The 24,545-nt window shown below is 63.8% G+C and carries 24 protein-coding genes; 22 read left to right on the forward strand and 2 right to left on the reverse strand.

The annotated features are described in order from the left end of the window. Positions 1 to 69 precede the first annotated feature (69 nt). Positions 70 to 1,032, reverse strand: a complete 963-nt coding sequence (locus tag IB241_RS25700) for a helix-turn-helix domain-containing protein (RefSeq protein WP_192300986.1) — start codon at positions 1,030 to 1,032, stop codon at positions 70 to 72. Between the two features lie 204 nt (positions 1,033 to 1,236). Between IB241_RS25700 and IB241_RS25705 the strand changes: the two genes are divergently transcribed. The 3 genes from IB241_RS25705 to IB241_RS25715 all read left to right on the forward strand — a co-directional run bounded on the left by IB241_RS25705 (position 1,237) and on the right by IB241_RS25715 (position 4,731). Beyond that, positions 1,237 to 2,613 carry an aspartate aminotransferase family protein gene (locus tag IB241_RS25705; protein WP_192300987.1) on the forward strand — a complete coding sequence of 459 codons (1,377 nt, stop codon included), beginning with the start codon at positions 1,237 to 1,239 and terminating at the stop codon, positions 2,611 to 2,613. A gap of 15 nt (positions 2,614 to 2,628) precedes the next feature. Next, on the forward strand, positions 2,629 to 4,083 hold the full coding sequence (locus IB241_RS25710; protein WP_192300988.1) for an aldehyde dehydrogenase family protein: 1,455 nt from the start codon (positions 2,629 to 2,631) through the stop codon (positions 4,081 to 4,083). A gap of 84 nt (positions 4,084 to 4,167) precedes the next feature. Further along, positions 4,168 to 4,731, forward strand: coding sequence for a cytochrome b (locus tag IB241_RS25715; protein ID WP_192300989.1), 564 nt, complete (start codon positions 4,168 to 4,170; stop codon positions 4,729 to 4,731). A gap of 41 nt (positions 4,732 to 4,772) precedes the next feature. Here IB241_RS25715 and IB241_RS25720 read toward each other — a convergent pair whose 3' ends face one another. Further along, on the reverse strand, positions 4,773 to 6,110 hold the full coding sequence (locus IB241_RS25720) for a hypothetical protein (RefSeq protein ID WP_192300990.1): 1,338 nt from the start codon (positions 6,108 to 6,110) through the stop codon (positions 4,773 to 4,775). Between the two features lie 204 nt (positions 6,111 to 6,314). Here IB241_RS25720 and IB241_RS25725 point away from each other — a divergent pair, with 204 nt between their 5' ends. The 19 genes from IB241_RS25725 to IB241_RS25815 all read left to right on the forward strand — a co-directional run bounded on the left by IB241_RS25725 (position 6,315) and on the right by IB241_RS25815 (position 24,184). Further along, on the forward strand, positions 6,315 to 6,704 hold the full coding sequence (locus IB241_RS25725) for a DUF6152 family protein (protein WP_192300991.1): 390 nt from the start codon (positions 6,315 to 6,317) through the stop codon (positions 6,702 to 6,704). Positions 6,705 to 6,757: 53 nt separating this feature from the next. Next, entirely contained in the window at positions 6,758 to 7,513 is a 756-nt protein-coding gene (locus tag IB241_RS25730; protein WP_192300992.1) for a hypothetical protein, read from the forward strand. Positions 7,514 to 7,523: 10 nt separating this feature from the next. Next, positions 7,524 to 9,005 carry an alpha/beta hydrolase domain-containing protein gene (locus tag IB241_RS25735; protein ID WP_225595730.1) on the forward strand — a complete coding sequence of 494 codons (1,482 nt, stop codon included), beginning with the start codon at positions 7,524 to 7,526 and terminating at the stop codon, positions 9,003 to 9,005. A gap of 21 nt (positions 9,006 to 9,026) precedes the next feature. Continuing rightward, positions 9,027 to 9,503 carry a DUF6644 family protein gene (locus tag IB241_RS25740; RefSeq protein ID WP_192300993.1) on the forward strand — a complete coding sequence of 159 codons (477 nt, stop codon included), beginning with the start codon at positions 9,027 to 9,029 and terminating at the stop codon, positions 9,501 to 9,503. 32 nt (positions 9,504 to 9,535) lie between these two features. Further along, the gene (locus tag IB241_RS25745) at positions 9,536 to 10,024 is read left to right on the forward strand and encodes a DUF6644 family protein (RefSeq protein ID WP_192300994.1); all 489 of its coding nucleotides are present in this window, start codon (positions 9,536 to 9,538) and stop codon (positions 10,022 to 10,024) included. Then, on the forward strand, positions 10,024 to 10,725 hold the full coding sequence (locus IB241_RS25750; RefSeq protein WP_192300995.1) for a DUF6162 family protein: 702 nt from the start codon (positions 10,024 to 10,026) through the stop codon (positions 10,723 to 10,725). The genes IB241_RS25745 and IB241_RS25750 overlap by 1 nt, the downstream gene beginning before the upstream one ends. Next, positions 10,722 to 11,654 (forward strand): metal ABC transporter solute-binding protein, Zn/Mn family, encoded by a 933-nt coding sequence (locus IB241_RS25755; protein WP_192300996.1) that lies wholly within the window; start codon positions 10,722 to 10,724, stop codon positions 11,652 to 11,654. The genes IB241_RS25750 and IB241_RS25755 overlap by 4 nt, the downstream gene beginning before the upstream one ends. 14 nt (positions 11,655 to 11,668) lie before the next feature. After that, the gene (locus IB241_RS25760; protein ID WP_225595731.1) at positions 11,669 to 12,337 is read left to right on the forward strand and encodes a metal ABC transporter ATP-binding protein; all 669 of its coding nucleotides are present in this window, start codon (positions 11,669 to 11,671) and stop codon (positions 12,335 to 12,337) included. Then, positions 12,334 to 13,239: a metal ABC transporter permease gene (locus IB241_RS25765; RefSeq protein WP_192300998.1), complete on the forward strand. Its 906-nt coding sequence runs from the start codon at positions 12,334 to 12,336 to the stop codon at positions 13,237 to 13,239. Before IB241_RS25760 ends, IB241_RS25765 begins: the two co-directional genes overlap by 4 nt. Beyond that, complete coding sequence (locus IB241_RS25770) at positions 13,236 to 14,180, forward strand: metal ABC transporter substrate-binding protein (protein WP_225595732.1); 945 nt, start codon at positions 13,236 to 13,238, stop codon at positions 14,178 to 14,180. The genes IB241_RS25765 and IB241_RS25770 overlap by 4 nt, the downstream gene beginning before the upstream one ends. Positions 14,181 to 14,208: 28 nt before the next feature. Next, positions 14,209 to 14,520 carry a hypothetical protein gene (locus IB241_RS25775; RefSeq protein WP_192300999.1) on the forward strand — a complete coding sequence of 104 codons (312 nt, stop codon included), beginning with the start codon at positions 14,209 to 14,211 and terminating at the stop codon, positions 14,518 to 14,520. 8 nt (positions 14,521 to 14,528) lie between these two features. Continuing rightward, complete coding sequence (locus IB241_RS25780) at positions 14,529 to 15,356, forward strand: DUF4198 domain-containing protein (protein ID WP_225595733.1); 828 nt, start codon at positions 14,529 to 14,531, stop codon at positions 15,354 to 15,356. A gap of 90 nt (positions 15,357 to 15,446) precedes the next feature. Further along, the gene (locus IB241_RS25785) at positions 15,447 to 15,878 is read left to right on the forward strand and encodes a YeeE/YedE family protein (RefSeq protein ID WP_192301000.1); all 432 of its coding nucleotides are present in this window, start codon (positions 15,447 to 15,449) and stop codon (positions 15,876 to 15,878) included. Between the two features lie 2 nt (positions 15,879 to 15,880). Beyond that, complete coding sequence (locus IB241_RS25790; RefSeq protein ID WP_192301001.1) at positions 15,881 to 16,300, forward strand: DUF6691 family protein; 420 nt, start codon at positions 15,881 to 15,883, stop codon at positions 16,298 to 16,300. 318 nt (positions 16,301 to 16,618) lie between these two features. Next, positions 16,619 to 19,051 carry a TonB-dependent receptor plug domain-containing protein gene (locus IB241_RS25795; RefSeq protein ID WP_192301002.1) on the forward strand — a complete coding sequence of 811 codons (2,433 nt, stop codon included), beginning with the start codon at positions 16,619 to 16,621 and terminating at the stop codon, positions 19,049 to 19,051. 62 nt (positions 19,052 to 19,113) lie between these two features. Then, on the forward strand, positions 19,114 to 20,727 hold the full coding sequence (locus IB241_RS25800) for an ABC transporter substrate-binding protein (RefSeq protein WP_192301009.1): 1,614 nt from the start codon (positions 19,114 to 19,116) through the stop codon (positions 20,725 to 20,727). Further along, complete coding sequence (locus IB241_RS25805) at positions 20,724 to 21,674, forward strand: ABC transporter permease (protein WP_192301003.1); 951 nt, start codon at positions 20,724 to 20,726, stop codon at positions 21,672 to 21,674. Before IB241_RS25800 ends, IB241_RS25805 begins: the two co-directional genes overlap by 4 nt. Before the next feature lie 3 nt (positions 21,675 to 21,677). Further along, a complete protein-coding gene (locus IB241_RS25810) occupies positions 21,678 to 22,571 on the forward strand; it encodes an ABC transporter permease (protein ID WP_192301004.1) in 894 nt (297 codons plus the stop codon). After that, complete coding sequence (locus tag IB241_RS25815; protein WP_192301005.1) at positions 22,568 to 24,184, forward strand: dipeptide ABC transporter ATP-binding protein; 1,617 nt, start codon at positions 22,568 to 22,570, stop codon at positions 24,182 to 24,184. Before IB241_RS25810 ends, IB241_RS25815 begins: the two co-directional genes overlap by 4 nt. Positions 24,185 to 24,545 lie beyond the last annotated feature (361 nt).

Below are 24,545 nucleotides of genomic sequence, written 5' to 3' on the forward strand. Positions count from 1 at the left end.
AGCCCAAATCGGTCACCCAATGGCTCAACGACACCTGCCCGGCTGGCGCCGGTTATTCCAGGTCTTTGTTCAGGCGCGCACGCACCCGGTGATGGCGGCGCGGGTGGTCTGGGACGGTAGCTCGGCGAACAGCTCCTGGTACTCCGCGGCAAAATGGCTGAGGTGATAGAAACCCCATTGGGCGGCGGCGTCGCCGATGGACAGCTCGCGGGCGCGGGTGGTCATCAAGGTGCGGCGTACGCCGTTGAGCCGCACCGAGCGCAGGTAGTTCAGCGGCGTGGTCTCGGCCACCGCGCGAAAGCTGTTTTGCACGGTGCGCCGACTCACCTGCAGGCGCTGGCACAAATCGGTCACGCTGGGCACGTTGAGCAGCTCGGCGGTCGCCAGGCGGTGGCATTTCTCCACAATGAAACTGCGGGTGGAACTGGGGCTGCGCTGTTGCTTGTCGCAAGCCGGGTCGAGCATCAGTTGCAACAACTCGTCGAGCATCGCCTGCTCCAACGCCAACTCCCAGGTGCTGTCGAGGTCGTCGTGCAACAGGGCCTGGGAGAACAGCGCCAGCAAGCGGCGACGCGCCTGGGCGAAACGCTGGGGCGACACCTTGATCACCGGCTGGCGCAGCAACTGGTTGAGTGCCTTCGCCGACGGGGTTTGCTCCAGCGCCTGCTCGAACATTTCACGCTCGAAGGTGATGGACAGCAGCTCCATGCCCATCGGCATATGGAACATGAATTCCTCGCCACCGTGCAGGAAGAACAGGCTGCTGTCGTCCACGTCGCGGCCCTGCATCCGGATCGACCCGGGAACGTTGATGGGCACGGCAAAGCACATCTTGTCGCGGGGGGCCACGCCGTTCTGCACCACACGCTGGTTGATCTGTTCGAGAAACAAGTGACAGCCGGTCGTCGTCAGCTGCATGAGCGTGCTTTCGGCGGAGCCAGCAGTGAGTTGGCTGTAGTCCTGGTTCCACTGCTGAACCGTGGCGGCATGCACGTGGATGTCGCGAAAATGGCTGATCGTCTGGTTTTTCATGGTATCTGGAGCCTCTACCCATATTCTTGTTTTTAGATCGCCGCGCCTTTGGATAGTCGCATATCGCAAAAATCCTGCAAATTGTTTCTGAGATTCCGCGCCTCCCTGGGGCCGACACGCGCAATTGCCGATTCGGGCTACCGGCCTGCAACCCGCCACGCAGATGATCGGGCTGACTTAAATCGACATTCCAGAGAGACCGTCATGAGTGAAGCCAAATTTGAAGCCCTGCACTTCGCGGATGCCCCGCGGATCATCTCCAGCGCCCTGCCCGGCCCCAAGGCGAGCGAGGCCCTGGCGCTGTCGGCGCGCACCGAGTCGATGGCCCGCGGGGGTGGCCGCATGCCGGTGGCGATGGACCGCGCTTTTGGCGCCACGTTCAAGGACCCGGATGGCAACACTTACATCGACCTGTCCGCCGGTGTCGGCGTCAGCAGCGTAGGCCGTTGCCACCCCAAAGTGGTGCAGGCCATCCAGGCACAATCCCAAGTGCTGATGCACGCCCTGGAGATCAACAGCACCCGCCGTACCGAACTGGCGGCGAAGATGTCCGAGATCGCCCCCGACGGCTTGCGCGGCGACTGCATTACGTTCTTCACCCAAAGCGGCAGCGATGCGTTGGAGGCCGCGATCAAGTTCGCCAAGCGCATCACCGGGCGGCATCAGATCATTGCCTTCCATGGCGGTTATCACGGTGTGTGGAACGCATCCGGCGCCCTCACCACCGGCACGGCCTACCGCAAAGGCTACGGCGCACAGATGGGCGGCGTGATCCACGCGCCCTACCCGTACGCCTACCGCTTCCCCTTCGACACCACCCACAAGAGCGCCGAGCAGATCGCCGGCGACTACGTCGACTACCTGCTGAACACCCCGTACACCGCCGCCGATGACGTGGCCGCCGTGATCGTCGAGCCCGTGCAGGGCGAAGGCGGCTACGTGCCGCCCTCCCCCGAGTTCCTGCAACGCCTGCGCCAAGCGTGCGACCGCAGCGGCACGTTGTTGATTGTCGATGAAGTGCAGTCCGGCGCGGGCCGTACCGGCAAGATGTGGGCGGTCGAGCACTCCGGCGTCAAACCCGACATGCTCACCTTTGGCAAGGGCATCGGCAGCGACCTGCCCATGGCCGGCCTGATCATGCGCTCGGACCTGGCCGCACAGATCCCCGACGGTTCGATGCCCAATACCTTCGCCGCCAACTCGCTGTCGGCAGCCGTGGCGCTGACCAATATCAGCATCCTGCAAGACCCGGAACTCGACCTGCTCAACCGCGCCCACGACCTGGGCCTGCAAGCCCAGGAACGCATCCGCGGCTTCAACAGCCCCTTCGTCGGCGAAGTACGCGGGCGCGGCCTGATGATCGGTATCGAACTGGTCGAGGACCCGCTCACCAAGGCGCCACTGGCCGGTGAAAAGATCGGCCAACTGATGGGCTACCTGATCAACCACGGCGTGCTGATGATCCCTTGCGGTCGCTACAGCAACGTGATGCGCGTGATGCCTTCACTGACCATCTCCCGTGCGCTGTTCTTCAAGGCACTGGACATCTTCGGCGACGCCCTGGCCTCCCTCAAGGCCTGATCCAAGGAGCACAACATGACTGAACAGTTGAACCACTTCATCGCAGGCGCCGCCGCCGAACCTTCGAGCGGACGCTACATCGACCTGCTCGACCCGGTCACCGAACAGGTCTACGGCCGCAGCGCACGCGGCAGCGTCGAGGACGTCAACCACGCCGTGGGTGCCGCGCTCGAGCAACTTGAGCGCGGTGCCTGGAGCCAGCTCGATGGCGCCAGGCGGGGCCGGCTGCTGTCAAAACTGGCAGACCTGGTGGAGCGCGACAGCGAGCGCCTGGCGGACATGGACGCCAACGCCATCGGCCGCTCGCCCATCGAACCGCGCCGGATGGACCTGCCCAACGCCATCGCCAACCTGCGCGCCGCCGCCGGTTGGGCCAACCAGCTGGAAGGTCGCACCATTCCCACCGGCGGCTATTTCGGCACCCGCACCCTCTCGTACACGGTGCGCGAACCCGTGGGCGTGGTCGGCGCCATCGTGCCGTGGAATTCGCCCCTGATGATCACCGTGTGGAAGCTCGCCGCGCTGCTGGCCGCCGGTTGCACCGTGGTGATCAAGCCGTCGGAAGAGACCCCGCAGTCGGCCCTGCACCTGGCGGCGCTGGCGCAGGAAGCAGGCTTCCCGGACGGCGTGATCAACGTAGTCACCGGCTACGGTGCCGAGGTCGGGCGTGCGTTGTGCGAACACCCGCACATCGCCAAGATCAGTTTCACCGGCAGCCCCGAAGCGGGTCGCGAGATCCAGCGCACGGCCGGCGTGCTGTTCAAGCGCGTGGCCCTGGAGCTGGGCGGCAAGAGCCCGCAGATCGTGTTCGATGATGCGTCCTTCGACGACGCGGTACGCGGCTGTGCCCTCGGCCTGTTCGCCAACCAGGGCCAGGTGTGTGCCGCCGGTTCACGCATCCTGGTGCAGCGCAGTCTCGCCGAACGCTTCGGCGCGGCGCTGGCTGAAGCCGCGCAGGCGGTCAACGTCGGCGACCCGCACCAGCCCGGCGTACAGATGGGCCCGGTGGCCAAGAAAGCCCAGTTCGAGCGCGTCAACCGCTACATTCAGCTGGGCATCGACCAAGGTGCGACGCTGCTCGCCGGTGGCGTGTCCCCCCCCGGGCGCGGCTGGTTTGTGCGCCCGACGATCTTCGCCAACGCACGCAACGACATGGCGATTGCCAGGGACGAGATCTTCGGCCCGGTCGGCACCCTGATCACCTTCGACACCGAAGATGAAGCGGTCGCCCTGGCCAACGACTCCAGCTACGGCCTGGCGGCGACCGTGTGGACCACCGACCTGGTGCGCGCACACCGCGTCGCCGCGGCGGTAAAGGCCGGTGCCGTGGGTATCAACTGCTGGAGCCCGCTGGACGCCAACCTGCCGTGGGGTGGCCTGAAGACCAGTGGTATCGGGCGTGAAGGCGGCTTCAGTGGCGCGCTGGCCTACACCGAGGAGAAAGTCATCACCGTGCTGATGCCTTCCTGAGTCCTTCCCCCGCACCGAGCGCGCCGCCCTTGCCTGGGTGGCGCGCTCCCAGGCGCCCCCTTGCTGACCGTTGGAGAAACCGTGATGAACTCAAACAACCAAACGACAATCGATCGTTATCCGACGTCCCTGCGCCTGCTGCATTGGGTGCGCGCAGTGATCATCACCGGCCTGCTCTGGGCGGGCTGGCACATGACCGGCATGAATGACGAAGTGGCGAGCAAATTCGAGCTGTATTACCCCTGGCACAAATCCTTCGGGGTGTTGGCGTTCCTATTGGTGCTGACCCAGATTGCCGTGCGCTTTCGCACGCCGCACATTCCACAACCGCTGGAAACACTGGCACCGCATGAGCGCGTGCTGTCCAGGCTGATCCAGCGGGCAATGTATGCCTTGCTGGTGATCGTGCCGCTGATGGGGTACTCCATGTCGAGCACGTTTACCATGAGCGACGGGGTGTTCTTTTTTGGCGTCAACCTGCCAGAGCTGTTGCCAAAAAATGACGACTGGTTCGTGGTGTTCCAATTGCTGCACAAGGTGTGCGCCTACACCCTGCTCGCGCTGATCGTGCTGCACATCGCCGGCGCCCTCAAGCACCGCTTCTACGACAAGGACCCACGCAACGACGTGTTGCGCCGCATGCTCTGAGGCAAACAGGCGTTGGCGCCAGGCGCCAACGCCGCCCTCTTCTAGAACGTCACCCACACAATCAACTGCATGTACGTGTTGGTGGATGCGCTGCCACTTTGCAGCCCACCATTGCCCAGCCACTTCTCTGGTTTGTAGAAGCCAACCAGCGGCGACAGGGTGATGTTGTCCGTTACCACCCAATCAAGAAACAGATCCACCTCTCGCGCACTGAAGTTCTGTTGTTGTTTACGGGACAGTTGGTGGTAGTCGAAGGCCATGGCATTGAGCGTCAGCTTGTCGGTCGGCCGCACGGAGAGCAGGACATCGTTGATCTGCATGTTCGACGTCACGGAGCCGGCGTAGTTGGCCGCAACCTCACCCTGGTAGCGCTTGCGGAAACCGCCCTGGAACAGGAAATCCCAACCTTCGGAATACCGCGTATAGCGATAGCTGAGCGTCGGCTGCCATTTGACGTCGGCGAAGGTGTAGCCCGCGTCGAAGAACATCGCACGCTGTGACCCCGAGCGTTTTTCCTGGCGCGCCACTTCAAAGGCGAAATCGGCGTTGTCGATCCCGGCGTTGCCCTGGCCCCGCAGGCTGTAGATGTTCATGCCTTTGCGTTCCATCCGATCAGCGAAGGCGTAGCGCTCCTCGACATCCAGGCCATGTATGTAGGTGGAACCGAGCGAGCCGAACGGCGTCGTGTAGTCGACCGTGGCCGCCGCCACTTCGGTTTTGGACTGCCCCGGGTTATCCGACTTGAGCCAGATCAGGCTGCCGTGCAAGCCCTCCTTACCGCCTACCTTGAGCACGGCGGTATTGCCGAACGCCAGGCGCTGGCCAAGGTAGAAGGCGCCGCCACGGTTGAAGCGACCATCGTTGACGTCCGCGATGGGACTGAAGGCGTTGCCGGGGTTGAAGCCATCGTCGGTAATCAGGAAGCCGTCCACCGTCACCAGTTGGCGGCCGAAGGAAAAATCCACGCCGTCCTTGCCCAGGGCAGGGATCAGCTCGCCCGAGCGCCAACCCAGGTAGGCGTCTTCCACGGCAGTTCTGCGCTCATTGCCAGCCGTGTTTTTGCCGGTGTCGCCATCGCCCCATGTGGCGGAACTGAGCAGGCTGAAGCCACCGTAGATCGAGCCGGCGGTAAGCTTGTCGGTGGTGCCGTTGAGGCCATATTTGGCGTAGCCCTCTTGCCAACGCATGCTGCCGGGTACTTTCTGCGGGTCGGCGAGGTAATTGCGGGTACTGCCGAACCAGCCGAAGCCAGCGCCCAGTTCAGCGTTCAAAACGGTGCCACCATCCTCTTCGTTGTACAGCGTGTAGGCGTGTGCTTGCGGCTCGAATGCACACAGTGCAACCAGCGACAGTAACGGGGCATAAGGGGGGCTGCGCATGACGTCTCTCCTGTTTTTATATTTATGAGGCGAGTCGCGATTTTTCCGATTCAACCCTGCCAGCGGTAACCCAAATCAGCATGTGCATGGCCATCGCGCGAATTCCTTCGCTCACCGCCATTGGTTGCCGTTTTGGGCTACGGCCTGCCCACTTCGCCACCCTATGCTGGGCCCATAAGAACCATAAAAACCGAGGCACCCGTCATGACTGTTCTGCCCTCCCCGCTGTTGCGCCAGGGACTTTGCCTGCTGAGCCTGGTTGCCTGCAGTGCCCTGTCGTCAACCGCCACGGCCCACCATTCCTTCGCGCTGTTCGACCAGACCCGCACGGTCACCGTCAAGGGTGTGGTGGAGCGCTTTGCCTGGACCAACCCGCACATCACCATTTACCTCGATGCCCCCGGCCCGCCGCCCCAGCGCTACAAGATCGAGACGGGCAGCGTCAACGCGTTGCAGCGCACTGGCTGGAGCGCAGACTCGATCAAGGCCGGCGAGAACGCCGAGGTGTCCTTCAAACCGCTGAAAAACGGCGAACCCGGCGGGCTCCTCGTGGAGATCAAGATCGGTGACGTGGTGCTCTCGGGCGGCGGTTGAACGCCGTCTCTTTGCCGCCCAACCGCACCGCACCACTTTGTGGAGATGTCTCTATGAAACCGACACGCACCTTGCACATAGCAATCATCGGCCTGGGCTTCGCCCTTGCGACGAGCACAGCGCTAACCAACGCCGCGACAATGCCCAAACCCAAGCCCGATATCAGCGGCACCTGGGAACGCACTCCGGACGATTGGTTTGGCGAGAACCCGGACGACCCCGTGCACCCCGGCGGGCCGATGGACCTCAAGGCGCCGTATGCCGCCGAATATGCCGCGTTCAAAAAGAAACAGGCCGCCGCCAATGAGGCTGGCACTCCGCTCGCGACCACCAGTTCCAAATGCCTGCCCGAAGGCATGCCGACAATGATGGCGGCGCTGTTCCCGATCCAGATCATTCACGACGGCAAGCAAGTGGTCGTCCTGGGTGAATACCTGCAGCAGGTCCGCCGGATTCTGTTGAACCAGGCGATGCCGCCCAAGGAAAAACTCGACCCGCTGTACCAGGGCCATTCGCGTGGGCATTGGGAAGGCGACACCCTCGTCGTCGAAACCCAGCGTGTGCGCAGCGACGTGCACTTCTATGACGTGCCCCACGGCCCGGACATGAAGATCACCGAACGCATCCGGCTGCGCGGGCCTGATCACCTGGAGGATCAGGTCCTGATCGAAGACCCGCAGGTGCTCAACACGCCGTATCGCTTCACGTTCGACTACAAGCGCTCCAGCTATGCGATTCAAGAGTACGTCTGCGAGAACAACCAGATCGTGATCGACAGCGAGGGCAAGGCGTCCCTCAGTCTTGAATAAGGTGGGCCGGATGCAGCGCACGATGACCCTCGGCGGCCTGTTGCTGGCGCTCACGTCGAACGCGTGGGCCGAAGTGCCGCGCCTGCCGACCGCGATTGCCGTGCCGCCGTCGGGCCACTTGCCGCTGTCGTCGGCATTACGTCCCGGCACCGAGTACAGCGACCTCGACCAGTACGGCTACACCGAGCAAGAGTTCTACCTGCAAGGCATCGCCCCGGCCATTACCGCCACTGGTGAGCAACGCTTCGACGCGCCCTACACCACGCGCATTCTGGTGCGCCGACCGGCCGACCCCGCGCGCTTCAACGGCACGGTGGTGATCGAGCCCTTCAGCTGGTTTGGCGAGCGTGGCGCCGGATGGATCCTGACCCGCGACTATTTGCTGCGCCGTGGCTACGCCTATGTCGGCTACACGCTGAACACCAACCAGCCGCGGGTCGATCCCAAGTTCATCGCGGACACGCCAGCGGCCGAGGCCGAGCAGATCGCCAGGTACGGACGAATCGTCAATTTCGACTTTATGCGCCGCTTCGATTACGCGCGGTATGCGCCGCTGGGCACTTACTACGACCCGGAGCATTTCAGCCGGGGCACCGTGCCCGATCCGTTCGCGCCGCAGTCACAAAGCATCGCGGCGCAGCTGGCGTTGCTGCTGAAAACCCCTGCGACACAGGGCCCGCTGGCCGGCTTCGACGTGCAGCGTGTCTACGTCAATAGCTGGGCCGTGACTGCACAAGTCTGGATGGACTACCTCGACCAGGGCCGCCACCAACAATGGCGCCTGCCTGACGGCAGGCCGCTGATCGATGCCTACATGACCGGCCGCATGGCCTATGGCGAAGTCGGCGGCGACGTCATCCGCGTGCCGCGCCAGATGCCCGAGGGCGTGCCGTTCGTGACCGTCTACAGCCAGTCCGAAACCCTGCACGACGTGATCGAAGGCATCCCCTTGCCTTCGGACACCGACAGCCCGCAGCTGCGTTACTACGAAGTCACCGGCATGCCTCATCTACGCCTGGCCGACCTGGGGACCGAGCACACCGAACCGCTGGCGGCCGATGTCGGCAAGGGCGACGACCCTCGCTGCCAGACGCTGTACGACGAACCCGTAGAGCTGGTGGTGTCGGCGCTGCTCGATCGCATGGACCGTTGGGTGCGCGACGGCACCCCTATGCCGAAGGCGCCAAGGGTGGTGCGCGACGGCAAGGCGGCCGCACGTGCCCCGGCCACCGGCAACCTACAGGGCGGCGTGCGCCCGCCGTGGGTCCAGGTGCCGAGTGCGACCTACCTTACCGACCAGGAGACCGGCTGCGGCCTGATCTACGACACCAAGGTGGCCTACGCGAAGGACGTGCTGGGCCGGCACTACGCCAACTTCAACCGCTACGCGCAGAAATTCGAAGAAGCCAAAGCCGTTTCGATCCAGCAAGGCTACCTGCTGCCAGAGGATGCGGCGCGCCTGCGGCCGATCGCGACACCCCAAGACTTCTAAGCCCACGAGGAAGGAACGCCGATGTCATCGTCACTCATCATTGCCTGGATCTATGCATCGCCCCTGAGCACCGCCATCCGCGACATTCTCTGGGTCATTCCCACGGTGCAGAGCATTCATATCATCGCCATCACCGTGCTGTTCGGTTCGGCGCTCGTTTCCGACCTGCGCCTGGCTGGCGTGCTGGCCAGCGACGAACCCATGCGCGGCGTGGTTCGCCGCTATTACCCGTGGATGCGCAACGCACTCATCGTGCTGCTCATGACCGGCTTGCTCATGATCATCGCCGAGCCCGACCGGGTCCTGGTCAACACCACGTTCTGGCTGAAGATGGCCCTGGTGGTGACGGCGTTCGGCCTGACGCTGTGGCTGCGCCGCCCGCTGCTACGCGCCCCCGACAACGGCGATCCGCGCCCGATCAAGGCATTGGCCTGGCTGTCGATCGGCTTGTGGTGCGTCGTGATCATCTGCGGTCGCTGGATCGCCTACACGATCTAAGCGTTTTCAACCCACGCCTTCAGGTAACCGCCATGGATATTCAAGTGTTGCTGCAAACCCTCCAGGACACCGCCGTCGCCACCTTCATCCGCGAGTCGGGCTCGGCCTTTCCGCTGTTGGAATCGCTGCATGTGATCGGCATCGCCATCGTCTACGGCACCATCGCCGTGGTCGACCTGCGTCTGCTTGGCGTGACGGCCCATCGGCGCAGCGCGCTGCGGCTGATCAATGACTTGCTGCCGTTCACGTGGGTCGCATTCGCGGTGTGCGTGATCACCGGCCTGCTGATGTTCTGCGCCAATGGCACCACCTATGTGCAGAACACCGCCTTCCTGTGGAAGATGGGCCTGCTGGTGCTGGCAGGGCTCAACATGGCGGTGTTCCACCTGGGCGCGTTTCGCCGTATCGGTGAATGGGACACCACGTTGCCACCGCCCAGCCAGGCGCGGGTCGCGGGCGCCAGCTCCCTGGCGTTGTGGGCCGGGGTGATTTTCCTTGGCCGCTGGATTGCGTTTCTCTGATGGCCGGCGCGAGCGCTGCAACCCAGGTGGTGCGCCCCGCCTCCGGTCGATGGGAGTCGCTGGGCCTGCTGTTGGCGACCCTGGCCGTCACCGCTGGCGTGCTCGGCTACGTGATGTTTCGCCCCGAGCGCGTCGGCCCGCCCGTGCCCTTGAGCTGGCAGGTGCGTTCCTTCGATGGCTTGGGCGCCGCCGACCAGGCCATTCACAGCGCGCTGTTGCCCGCCGGTGAAGAAATCATCTGGAACAACAACGACACCGGAGGCTGGATCACCCTGGAACATGCGCAGAAGCTGTTGCTGCCGCCGTTCTACCGTGACGGTTTCTGGAAAACCAACGGCGAAGTGCACTGGCAACTGATCCTGCCCGGCACCCACCAGGCCCATGACCCATCGGCCGCTGCCGACGCACCGGCCACCCCGACTGTCAGCAGCGTATCGCAGGCCACCCAGGGCCAGGGCGCCACCGTGTATTACGGTTCTGCCGGCCGAGCGCCGGGGCAGAGTGCGTACCTGCTGGTCATCGGGCATGCACATGCGGGAGTCATGTGGGCGAACCAGGCGACGATCTGGGTCCACCGCGACCCGAATGCGCCCTACCCTGGCATCGTCAAGCCCGAGTCGCTGGTCGGCGCCGGCTGGCGCCAGGTCATCCCTTACGACGGCGCCAGCGAAGTCGAACGCGTAAAAGGAACTCAGCCATGACTGCCTCCACCTCACTGCGCGCCCTGTGGCGCGGCTGCATGGCGCTGCTCGCGCTGATTCCGCTGGTGGCCCTGGCAGGCGCCGCGCCGGACGCAGGCAAGAAACTCAAGATCGGCGTCACGCTGCACCCCTACTACAGTTTCGTGGCGAATATCGTCGGTGACCGCGCGGACGTGGTGCCGCTGATCCCGGCAGAGGCGAACCCCCACAACTACCAGCCGCAGCCCGACGACATCACCCGGGCGATGAGCCTCGATGCGCTGGTGGTCAACGGCATCGGCCACGATGAATGGGCCTTCCAGATCGTCAAGGCGGCCGGCCGTACGCAGACGCTACCGATCATCCAGGCCAATGCCTCGGTCGCGCTGATTCCGGTGGGGGGCGACCAGGGCGGCGTCAAGGTGGTCAACCCGCATACCTTTGTCTCCACGACCGCAGCGATACAACAGGTGTTCGAGATCGCCCGCAAACTGGGGGAGCTGGACCCGGCCAACGCCGTGACGTACCGCCACAACGCCCTGGCGTACGCCACGCGTATCCGCGAACTGCGCGCGCGTTTCATGACGCGTTTTGCCGCACTGGACCTGTCCGGCTTTCGCTGTGCCACCACGCACGCCGGCTACGACTACCTGATGCAGGAATTCGGCCTGTTTGTCAGCGCGGTGATTGAACCGCGCCATGGCGTTGCGCCGACGGCACGCCAGTTGGCCAATACCATCGAGGCGATCAAGAACGCCCATGTGCGTGTGCTGTTTGCCGAGAAGAACTTCTCCCTCGACCTGGCCAAACCCATCGAAGCTGCCACCGGCGTGAAGGTGTTTGCGCTGTCGCATATCACTGGCAGCACCTACAGCGCGGACGAGTTCGAGGTGGCCATGGCCGAAAACCTCGAGACCCTGGCCGAAGCCGTCGAGTTCACCCAGCAATGAAGGAGCAATCAGCAATGCGTGGACCTGCCGTGGTATTCGACAACGTCTCATTGCAACTGGGCGGTGCCCCAGTGCTGGACGCCGTGAACTTCCGGATCGAGGCCGGGGCCCTGCATTGCCTGGTCGGTCCCAACGGCGGTGGCAAGACCTCGCTGGTACGTGCCCTGCTGGGCCAGATGCCGCACTCGGGCACCGTGCGGTTGGAGGGCGAGATCACCACGCCCATGGGCTATGTACCGCAATTGCCGGATTTCGACCGCCACGTGCCAATGACCGTCAACGACGTCATGGCCCTGCTCGGCCAGCGTCGGCCGGCCTTTCTCGGCGCATCCCGCGCAGCCAGGGCAAGCAGCGACGCGGCCTTGCAGCGCACCGGGGTAGGCGCAATGGGCGCCAAGCCCTTTGGCAGCCTGTCTGGAGGCGAACGCCAGCGCGTGCTGTTGGCCCAGGCGATCAGCCCGCTGCCGCGGCTGCTGATCCTCGACGAGCCCACGGCCGGGATCGACGAACCCGGTGTGCGCCTGGTGGAGGAGTTGGTCAGCGAACTGCACGCCCAGGGCGTCACCATTCTCTGGATCAACCACGACCTGGAACAGGTCAAGCGCGTTGCGCAATCGGTCACGGTGATCAATCAACGCCTGTTGTTCCATGGCAGCTGCGACCATTGGGAGCACCTGCAATGAACGCCCTGTACGATTTCATTCGCAACCAACTGCAGGCGCTCGCCGCCAACGGCCTGCTGCCACAGCCGTTCGAATACGAATTCGTGATCAACGCGCTGCTTTGCGCACTGCTGATCGGCCCCCTGCTAGGGGTGCTGGGCTCGATGGTGATGATCAAGCGCATGGCGTTTTTCAGCCAGTCCGTGGGCAATGCGGCGATGACTGGCGTGGCGATCGGCGTACTGATCGGCGAGTCCTATACCTCGCCATACTTTTCGATGTTCGGGTTCTGCCTGCTGTTCGCGCTGACGTTGAAGTACACACAACACCGCACCACGCTGGCCAACGACACGCTGATCGGAGTGTTCCTGTCCATCTCGCTGGCGGTCGGCGCCTCATTGCTGCTGTTCGTGTCGGCCAAGATCAACACCCACGTGATGGAGAGCGTGCTGTTTGGCTCGATCCTGGCGGTAGACCACACCGATATGAATGTGCTGCTGGTGGTCACGGCCACCTGTGCGCTTTTCGGCCTGCCGGCGTACAACGGCATGCTGCTCGCCAGTCTCAATCCGAGCCTGGCCCATGCGCGTGGCGTGCCGGTGCGCAGCGTCGAGTACCTGTTCGTGGTGCTGGTCACCCTGGTGACGGTGGCCTGCCTGAAAATCATCGGCGCCGTACTCGTCGAAGCCTTGCTGCTGATACCGGCGGCCGCGGCGCGCAACATCAGCCATTCACTGCCGGGGCTGGTCGCCCGCGCCGTGCTGATCGCCACATTTTCCTGCGTGGTCGGCATCCTGGTGCCCATGCAATTGCACATTCCGGTGCCGACCGGAGGCGCCATCGTGATCGTGGCGGCACTGGTGTTCCTGGTCACCGTGGTCATTCGCGCCTGCGCGTCGCGTTTCAGAGGGGCAAGCGTATGAACAGGCGTTGCATGGGGATGATACTGGCGCTGTTGCTGGGTAACTCACTGGTCGCCGGCGCCGATGCCGGCCGCCAACAGGTGCTGGTCGCACTGCCGGCCGTGTATGCACTCACCTCGGCGCTCAGCGACGGCACGGCAATCGAGGTCGTGCGCGTGCCACAAGCGGCCGCAGTGCCCATGGAAAGCCAGGCCAACGCACTGTCGCGCCTGGACGCCGGGGTGTTCCAACGGGCCGTCGCCGTGGTCACCCTGGGCAGCCTGTGGCGGGCAGACCCGCTTTATGCCGCCGCCCGGCGCCACAACCTGCGGATCGTCGAGATCGATGCCGCACACTCCTGGGACAGCATCAAGCCCGGCGTCGCCGTGACCCGCGTGCCATCGAATGACGTACCGTGGGCAGCCCCCCAGGAGGCCGATGGCGGCCAGTCGCCCTATGCCTGGCTCGGGCCGGTCAACGCCATGCGCATGTCGGCGATTATCGCCGCAGACCTGGCGCGCCTGTCCCCTGCAGATGCGCCCCGCATCACACGCAACCTGGCGGCACTCGAAGGCCGTTTGCGTGCGCTCAAGGCCGAGTATGGCGCCCGACTGGTGCAAATCCCGGACCTGCGCGTGCTGTCACTGGCCAATGAGTTCATCTATCTGTTCGGCGAGTTCGGCATCTATGTCGACGGTTGGTTCGTCCGGCAGGACATTGACTGGAGCGACGCCGACCGCACGGCACTGACCCGTTATCTGCGCGAGCGTGAGATTCGCGTGGTGGTCCACAAATGGGCGCCGGACGCCCGGATCGTCCAGGCCATCGAGGACGCAGGCGCACACCTGCTGATCCTCGACACGGGCAACCCGGGCATGCTCGCCGACCCGGCCAACAGCTACGACGCCCTTGTAGTTTCAAACCTGAACGCGTTGCTGGCGGCCTTCGCAGCGCACCCATGATCACTTTCGAGGGTGGAGACCAAACCCCATGAAATTCCCACAACTGCTGATCGCAGGCAGCGTGCTGTTCTGCCAGTTCGCCCTCGCCCATGCCCCCGTATTCGACTGCTACATCGAGCGCGATGACCGGGTGAAATGCGAGGCAGGTTATACGGACGGCAGCTCGGCCCTGGGCAGAAAAGTCCAGGTCCGGGACGCGAGAGACAAGGTGTTGCTCGAAGGCAGCATCGGCCAGGACAACACCTTTACGTTCCAGGCGCCCGCCGAAAACTACTCCGTGGTGTTCCTCGGCGGCGACGCCCATGACGCCACGCTTCAGTCCTCCGACATCACAAGGTGAAACCGAGCATGCAGATCCCAACCCGACAACTGCTCCAAGCCCTTGCCGTTACTGTGTTCAGTGGCTTGACTGGCGTGGCCCAGGCGCATTTCCAGATGCTCTACGTGGAAGACACCGCACTGACGCGTGCGCAGAATCTGGAGTTTGCGCTGGTGTTTACGCACCCGTTCTCCGGCGGCCCGACCATGGTGATGGAAAAACCCCGCGCGTTCAGCCACATCAGCGCCCACGGTGGCGAAAAAATCGACTTGCGCCACTACCTGCGCCCGGTGCAATGGCAGAGTCGCGACAACCGGACCACCGCTTATCGCGCCTCGATTCCCCGCGAGCTGGTGCGTTCGCTGGGTGACCACGTATTTGTGCTGGAACCCGAGCCCTACCTGGAATCGGAAGAGGACGTGTATATCCAGCAGTTCACCAAGCTGATCGTCAACGTAGGTGGCGTACCCGGCAACTGGTCAGAACCCCAGGGCTTGCCCGTGGAGATCCAGCCGCTGAGCAAGCCCTATGCAAACTGGACAGGTGGCGTGTTCCGCGCCGTGGTCTTGGCCGACGGCAAGCCCGTGCCGTTTGCCGAAGTCGAAATCGAATACCTCAACCACAGCGTCGACATCGCGAACAACGCCTTCGGCGAGCAAGACTACGTCACGGCACCGCAAGCCTCATTCAAGGCCCAGAGCACCTACACAGACGCCCAGGGCGTGCTGACCATCGGCCTGCCCCGGGCGGGTTGGTGGGGTATTGCCGCACTTAACATCGGCAGTACCAAAACCCATAAAGGCAAACCGCTTTCCCAGGACGCCGTGTTGTGGGTGCAGGCCAGGGATATGAAATAAAAGACATGCACCGGCAAGGTTTCGCGATGCCCATCTGACAAATTGTGCTATCGATACGGCTCATCACTTTAGATTCAGGTAGCACTCGACATGAGCCTCTCGATTCACTTCACCCCCTGGACATCGCTGCTCGGCGGCGCACTGATCGGCCTGTCGGCAGGCCTGTTCATCCTGCTCAACGGTCGTATTGCCGGTATCAGCGGCCTGCTGGGCAGCCTGTTGAGCAAGGGTGGCGACGGCCGCGCAGAGAAAGGGCTGTTTGTGGTCGGCCTGCTGATCTCACCCTGGGTGTGGTCACTCGTTGCGCAGTTGCCCGAATCGTCATTCCAGGCCAGTGGCTACGCGTTGGTCGCCGCTGGGCTGTTGGTCGGGATCGGCACGCGGTATGGCGCCGGGTGTACCAGCGGGCATGGCATTTGTGGGCTGTCCCGCCTGTCGCCGCGCTCGCTGGTCGCCGTTTGCTGCTTCATGGGCAGCGGGTTTGCCTGCGTTTATGCCATTCGCCATCTGATCGGAGCCTGAACATGCGCAAATTAGCTGCATTGGTTGCCGGTTTGCTCTTTGGCCTCGGGCTGCATCTCAGCGGCATGACCAACCCGGCGAAAGTGTTGGACTTCCTTGACCTGGCCGGCGACTGGGACCCGTCCCTGGCGTTGGTCATGGCGGGCGCCCTGGCTGTCAGCAGCGTGCCGTTCTACTTCGCCAGGCGTCTTCAGGTGTCACTGCTGGGGGCGCCCTTCCAAATGCCGACTAACCGGAAAATCGATCGAAGACTGGTACTGGGCAGCCTGCTGTTTGGCATGGGCTGGGCGATTGCCGGCCTGTGCCCCGGACCCGCCCTGGCATTGCTGCTGACAGGGCGGTGGCAGGTGGTTGTATTCACGCTGGCGATGGTGGTGGGGATGTTGATTTTTGCCGGGCTTGAATCCCGTAAAGGCCGATGACGTGAATAGACGCGAGACGGCGGGTGGTTCTGGGCGGGCGGTAAAAAGCGTGGGGGCTGGCGTGCGGGCAGGTTCTGCGAGGCACACGGCCATACAGACCGCGGCCGGTTTTATCGGCCAGACGGTCAATATCATAAAAATAGATGATCTTAATTTACCGGGAGATGCCAATTTATAATAATTAGCTTATTCCAAAAAAGAATTTCACTCAGGTTTTTTATAGGAATATCTTCAAAACACTAGACGACTTCCCTACCCCGCTTTTGAAGCTGTACCCACACCAAGGGCCAGTGCCAGACTCAATGGACTACCACTGACATGCCCGACATCGCCTCTGCCGCCCCTCTGAAGAAGTTCCACCTGTCCTTGCTCACCAGCTCGCTGCTGCTGGCGACTGCGCCGTCGTTCGCCGAAACCGCGAGCGAAGACGCCAAGCTCGACACCGTCACCGTGATCTCCACCGGCCTGCGCGGTCAGCAACGTACCGTGGCTGACAGCCCGGCACCGATTGACGTGATCAACAGCGACCAACTGCTCAAGACCGGCCGTGCGGAACTGTCCGAGGCAATCGCCAAATTGCTGCCGTCGTTCAACTTCGGCACCAATATCGCCGGCTACAACTCGGTGACGCGGCCGTTGAGCAACCGCAGCCTGGGCCCGGCGTACACCCTGGTGCTGGTCAACGGCAAACGTCGCCACAACGGCGCCACCGGCCAGCGCGGTTCCATCGACAACAGCGGCGCAAACGCGGTGGACATCGACCTGATCCCGGTCAGTGCCGTGGACCATATCGAAGTGCTCAAAGACAGCGCTGCCGCCCAGTACGGCTCGGATGCCGTGGCGGGCGTGATCAATATCATCCTCAAGAACAGCAAAAGCGGCGGCCACCTCGAAACCAGTTACGGCCAGCTGTTTTCCGGCCAGGGCGAGACCATCAAGGTCGCCGGTGACCAGGGCTTCGAACTCGGCGAAGGCGGCTTCTTCCACCTGTCCGCCGACGCGCGCAAGCGCGGCAACGCGTCGTGGAACGACAAGGCCGACCGCAGCGTCAGGGCCTTCAACGACCCGGCCAAGGAAGCCGCCTGGGACCGCGTAGCGATCAAGAACGGCGACCCCGACCTCAAGGCCTTCAACCTCGCCTACAACGCCGAACTGCCCCTGGAAGACCTTACGCTGTACTCGTTCTCCACCTACGGCGAACGCGACGCCGAAGCGGCCAACTACTTGCGCCTGCCCACTGGCACCGCCGCCGTGCCGGAGGTATTCCCCGACGGTTATTTCCCGCTGAACAACATCAAGGACCGCGACTATCAATTGCTGTTTGGCGGCAAGGGTGAGCTGGCCGAGTGGAACTGGGACCTGAGCACCACCTACGGGCGCAACAATGTGCACCACTCCAGCGACCTGAATATCAACCCATCCCTGGGTAGCGCATCGCCGACCAAATTCGACAACCTGGCAACCTTCCGGTTTGAGCAGTGGGTCAACAACCTCGACTTCACCCGGCGCTACGACAGCCTGTTCAACCTGACCCCGCCGGTGCAGGTGTCGGCCGGCCTGGAGCACCGTTGGGAGCATTTCAGCACCTTCGCCGGCGACCGCGAGGCGTATATCACCGGCACCTACCCGGCCGCGTCGGGTGCGCAGGCGGCGGTGACGATCCGCCCGGAAGATGAAGTCAGCCTGATCCGCAACAACTACGCCGGCTACCTGGACCTGGGTTTTGACCTGACCGACAAGTGGTTCCTCGACGTCGCCGGCCGCGTCGAGCATTACGATGACGATTCGGGCAACACCTTCGGCCTGAAAGTGAACTCGCGCTACGAACTGACCAACACCGTGGCCGTGCGCGGCACCGTCGGCACCGGTTTCCGCGCGCCATCGCTGACCCAGATCGGCTACACCGTGGCCGACAACCGCGTAGCCCTGGACGCCAATGGCAACGTGGTGCCCGCCGTCACCCGCCTGACCCCGTCCGGCAGCAACCTGGCCAAGGCCCTTGGCGGCGATGACCTCAAGCCGGAAAAATCGCGCAACCTGGGCCTCGGCCTGACCTGGCAACCCGCGCCACGCACCAGCATCACCGCCGATGCCTACCTGATCGACATCGACGACCGCATCGCCCTGACCAGCAACCTCTACGACCGTGGCAACGGCGCGATCAACGCCATCCTCACCGCCCAGGGCGTGCCGTCCGGCACCTGGGTCAACTACTACACTAACGCCTTCGACACCCGCACCAAAGGCCTGGACATCGTTGCCGACCACACCACGCCGTTGGATGCGCTGGGCGATGTGCGCTGGAGCCTGGGGTTCAACTGGAACAAAACCACTATCCAGGACAGCCGCGACACCCCCGCCGCGCTGGCCAATACCGGCGTGACCCTGGTCGGCCGCGACCGCGCCGGCGACCTCACCGACGCCACGCCCAAGACCAAGTGGATCCTCGGCGCCAACTGGAAGCTCGACGACCTCGCGGTGAACCTGCAAACCGCGCGCTACGGCGCGGTCAAGACCCTGGCCGTCAACCCCAGCGGCGACCGCAGCTTTGGCGCCAAGTGGATCACCGACCTGGACGTCAGCTACACCTTCGTCGACAGCCTGACCCTGAGCATCGGCGGCACCAACATCTTCGACGTGCGCCCCGACAAACACGCGGTGTACAGCAACCTGGGCCTCGCCGCCTATGGCAACCCGCCGTTCTACCCCGGCGGCGGCTACTGGTACACCAAGCTCGCCTACGACTTCTGATCCACACCTTGCATGCACTTGAATCGCCACATGAGGGCAACCCATTGAATACCGCCAACTTGATGAGCCGTCTGCTGGCCCCCTGCGCACTCGCCCTGGCCCTCGCCGGCTGCTCACCTTCGGGTGAGCAGGCCCAGGCCAGCAAAACCCTGAACATCGCGTTTTTTGGCGACAACACCATCCTGGTCAGCATCGACCCGTTCCAGGTCTATTGGCTGGAGCACCGGGTGCTGTTGCGCAACATCGCCGAGTCCCTGACCGACCAGGACCCGGAAACCGGCAAGATCATCCCGTGGCTGGCCAAAAGCTGGGAGGTCAGTGACGACGCGCTGACCTACACCTTCCACTTGCGCGAAGGCGTGACCTTCAGCAACGGCGAGCGCTTCGATGCCAAGGCCGTGAAAACCGCCTTCGACAGCGACAAGGCCCTGGCCACCCAGTTGCCGGCGACCTTCGGCGCGACCTACCTGGCGGGCTACGACCATGCCGAAGTGGTCGACGATTTCACCGTCAAGCTGGTGCTCAACAAACCGAACGCGGGCTTCCTGCAAGCCACGTCCACCACCAACCTGTCGATCCTCGCGCCCGCCTCCTACGCGCTCACCGTCAAGGAACGCTCCCTGGGCAAGATCATCGGCACCGGGCCGTTCGTATTGCAGAGCTACACCCCGGAAGTCGGCGCGCATTTGACCAAACGCAAAGGCTACGCCTGGGCCTCGGCCAATATGAAAAACCAGGGCGAAGCGCACCTGGACGCGGTCGATGTCACCTACATCCCCGAAGAAAGCGTGCGCAACGGCCTGTTCGTGCAAGGCAAGGCCGACATCCTGTGGCCGCGCAACCCGTTCTCCGAAGTGGACTTGAAACTGTTCCAGTCCAAGGGCGCGACCATCCAGAGCCGTTCGCTGCCAGGGCCGTCGCTGAACCTGTTCCCCAATACCCGTGGCGGCCGCGTGCTGGAGGACAAACAAGTGCGCCTGGCCGTGCAGAAAGCCATCGACCGCAAGAGCTACGCGAGCACCGTCTACAACTCCGAGTTCGCCGTGGTCGACGGCATCTTTGATGTGACCACGCCGTACTTCAAGAGCCAGGGCGACAAGCTCGCCTATGACCCGGCGGGCGCCGAACGCTTGCTCGACAGCGCGGGCTGGGCCAAGGGCGCCGACGGCTATCGGCAGAAAAACGGCAAGCGCCTGAGCCTGAGCTACAACATCAGCCCGGCGGAAACCGCAGGCGATGTGTTGCTGCAGGACCAACTGCGCAAGGTCGGCATCGAAGTGAAACTCAACGTGGTTACCCGCGCCGAATGGGTGGCTAACAACTCGGCGGGCAACTATGACCTGACCATCAACTACATGACCCGCGCCGACCCGATCATCCTGCAAACCATCCTCGATCCGCGCAGCGCCAACAGCGCGACCGTGGCCACCAACATTTTCGAGCCGCCGGTACTCGAGCGGGCCAAGGACTTGTTTGACGCGGGCATCACCGCCACCCAGGGCCAGCAGCGCGCAGCGGCCTACGGCGCGCTGCAAGACCTGCTGATCGATGAGGGCTCGGCGTTCCCGGTATACGAGCGTGTGTGGCAGGCCGCGACGTCGGCCAAGGTGAAAAACTTCCGCTGGACCGCCGAGGGCTTCGCGCTGCTGGGTGACATCGAGATCGGCACACCATGAGCCGCTACCTGATCGGCCGTGTCGGCCAGGCGCTGCTGGTGTTATGGGGCGCCTACAGCATCACCTACTTCATCCTGTATCTGCTGCCGGGCGACACCCTGACGCTGATGCTCAGTGCCTCGGGTATGCAGGCCGACGCGCTGTCGGCGCAAGACCTGGCCAAGGCGCGAGCCTATTACGGCTTGGACAAGGGCGTGTTCGAGCAGTATTTCAGCCTGTTGTCCGGTGCGGTGCGCGGTGACTTCGGCCAGTCGCTGTCGCTGAACCGTCCGGTGGCGGAGTTGCTGGTGGAGCGTTTACCGCAGACGCTGTCCCTGGCCGGCCTGGCCATCGTGCTGTCGTTGCTCGGAGGGATCGGCCTGGCTTATCTGACCGCCTATATCCGCTGGCGACCGCTGAAGCAGGCGTTGACGCGCCTGCCGTCGCTGGGTTTTTCGGTGCCGGTGTTCTGGATGGGGTTGTTGCTGATCCAGGTGTTCGCCTTCGGCCTGGGTTGGTTTCCGGCCACCGGCAGCCGGGGTTTTGAAAGCCTCGTATTGCCGGCAGTCACCCTGGCGATCCCGAGCGCCGCGGTGTACGCCCAGGTGCTGCAACGCAGTTTCCAGGGGGTGTGGAAGGAGTCGTACATCGCCACGGCCTACGCCAAGGGCCTCAGCCGCGCCCAGGTGCAAGCGCGCCACGGCTTCAAGAACGCGGCGCTGCCGATCCTCACGCTGATTGGCTTGCAAGTGGGCAATACAGTGTCCGGCGCGGTGCTGGTGGAAACCATCTTCGCCCGCTCCGGCATCGGCCGCCTGGCGCAAGAGGCGGTGCTGCGCCAGGACATTCCCGTGGTGCTGGGGATTGTCGCGGTGTCGGCGGCCGCGTTTGTGCTGGTCAACCTGCTGGTGGACCTGTTGTACCCGTGGCTCGACCCGCGTATCTCCCACACGCCAAAGGTGTCCTAGACCATGACGATCCTTGAACAGAACCTGATCCCGGCCAGCTCCCGCCCTACCCTGTGGCGACGCCGCAGCCGCCTGCAACGCGCCGGCGCCGTGGTGCTGCCGTTGCTGCGCCGGCCGGGGTTCGCCCTGGCGCTGTTGCTGGTGGTGTTTGCGCTGGTCGCGGCCGTTGCGCCGCAGTTGTTGACCGGCTTTGACCCTTACGCCACAGCACCCGTCGACAAGCTGCGCGCGCCCAACCTGACCCATTGGTTCGGCACCGATGAACTGGGCCGCGACTTGTATACCCGCGTGGTCTTTGGCGCGAGCCTGTCGGTGTTGGCCGCGTCGCTGGCCGTCGGCATTGCGCTGGTGGGCGGGCTGGGGCTGGGCATTCTGTCGGGCTTTGCCGGCGGGCGGATCGATGCGGTGATCATGCGTTTTGTCGATGTGTTATTGGCGCTCCCCGGGGTGCTGCTCGCCCTGGCGATTGTCACCGCCATCGGTTTCGGCACGGTGCCGGTGGCCATCGCAGTGGGCGTCGGCATCATCCCGGGGTTTGCCCGCACCACCCGCGCCGAGGTGCTGCGGGTCAAGACCCTGCCCTACGTCGAAGCCGCGCGCCTCGGTGGCGCGAGCTGGGGGCGCACCTTGCTGCGGCACATTCTGCCGAACGCCTGGGGCCCGGTGGCGGTGCTGGCGACACTCGATTTCGGCGCGGCGATCCTCGCAACGGCCGGGCTGAGTTTCCTCGGCTTCGGCGCAGTCCCCCCGGAAGCGGAATGGGGCACGTTGATTGCCAACGGCCGGCACTTTCTGATCACCGCGCCGTGGGTGTCACTGCTGCCCGGCCTGTTCCTGGTGGCCGTGGTATTCAGCCTTAACCATATTGCCCGCACGTTCGAGGAGATTCAGCGATGAGCGCTTTAGTCGATGTTCGCCAACTGAGTGTCAGCTACCGCTCCGGCGGGCAACACGTTCAAGCCGTACGCGATCTGTCACTGACCATCGCCAGCGGTGAGACGGTGGCGATTGTCGGTGAGTCCGGCTCCGGCAAATCGACCCTGGCCAACGCCATCCTCGGCCTGTTGCCAGAACACGGGCAGATCAGCGCCGGCCAGCTGTGGGTGAACGGCAACGACCTGACCCACGCCAGCGAACGGCACAAGCGCAGCGTGCGCGGACGCACCGTCGGGCTGGTTCCCCAGGACCCGATGGTCAGTCTCAACCCTACCCTGCGCGTCGGTCAGCAGATCGCCGAGGCGCTGGTCCTGGCCAAGGGCAAACGTTATCCCGGGGTCGATGCAGACATTGTCGAGTTGCTGCAACACGTTGGCATCGACAAGCCGGTGCTGCGTGCGCGCCAATACCCCCATGAACTCTCCGGCGGCATGCGCCAACGCGTGCTGATCGCCATCGCGTTGGCCGGCAATCCGCGCCTGATCATCGCCGACGAACCGACCAGCGCCCTGGATGTGACGGTGCAGCGCAAGATTCTCGATCACTTGCAGCGCCTGGTGGCCGAACGCGGGATTTCGCTGTTGATCATTACCCACGACCTGGGTGTGGCCACCGACCGCGCAGACCGGATTGTGGTGATGCAACAGGGTGAGTTGGTGGAGCAAGGTGCACCGCGGCAAATCCTCACGGCGCCACGGCATGACTACACGCGGGCGCTGATTGCTGCCGCCCCGGCATTTGCCAAACGGCGTGCGCCGCTGATCCGGATTGACCCGATGGAAGAGCCGATCCTCAGCCTCAAACACGTCGGCAAGACCTTCGCGCTGCCAAAGGTCAAAGGCGAGGCGTCGACCTTCGTCGCCCTGGACGACCTCAGCCTGGAGGTATACCCGGGCCAGACGCTGGCGATCGTCGGCGAATCCGGCTCGGGCAAAAGCACCGCACTGCGCATTGCCCTCGGCCTGGAAAAACCGACCCGGGGCCAGGTCTGGTTCGAACAGCAGGACGTCACCCCCCTCAGCTGGCGCGAATTCCGCCCGCTGCGCCAGCGCCTGCAACTGGTGCAGCAGAATCCGTTTGCGGCGCTGGACCCGCGCTTCACCGTGTACGACAGCCTCATCGAACCACTGGTATCGTTCGGCCTGCTCAAGGGCCCGGCCCTGGAACAGGCGGCGCGGGAACTGATCAGCCGCGTGCACTTGCCGGCCAGCTACCTGGACCGCCTGCCCCGCGAACTGTCCGGCGGCCAATGCCAACGGGTCGCCATCGCCCGGGCCCTGGCATTGAAACCGGACCTGCTGCTGCTCGACGAACCGGTCAGCGCCCTCGACGTGTCGGTGCAGGCGCACATCCTCGACCTGCTGGAAGAGCTGCAACGGGAAATGGGCATCGCCTACGTACTGGTGTCCCACGACTTGTCGGTGGTGGCCAACTTTGCCCACGAAGTGCTGGTGCTGCGCAACGGCAAGGTGGTGGAACAAGGCTCGGTGGAACGCATCTTCAACCACCCTGCCAGCGACTACACCCGCGAACTGATTGCCGCCATTCCCGGACAACAAGCCACCGCCGCCTGACCTGTAGTGAGCGGGCTTGCCCGCGCTGGGCGGCGAAGCCGCCCCAATAAGACCGATGCGGTGTTTCAGGGAGATTGAGGTGTCTGGTTTTAGGGCGGCTTCGCCGCCCGGCGCGGGGCAAGCCCGCTCACTACAAGTCTCCGTTTGGGTGTGGTTGCGATGCGCAATCGCGCGCGGCGATCAGCCTGTAGCCAATACGCACGGTCAACAAACTGTAGTGAGCGGGCTTGCCCGGGTACAAACCGGGGACATCGTTTACATATCTAACCGGGGACATGGTTTACAGGTTAATACGCATGATCAGGAGGTAACTGATCATGCCCTGGAACCAAGAGTCTCCCATGGATCAACGAATCAAACT

Source organism: Pseudomonas sp. PDM05 (assembly GCF_014851685.1).
Taxonomy (GTDB): domain Bacteria; phylum Pseudomonadota; class Gammaproteobacteria; order Pseudomonadales; family Pseudomonadaceae; genus Aquipseudomonas.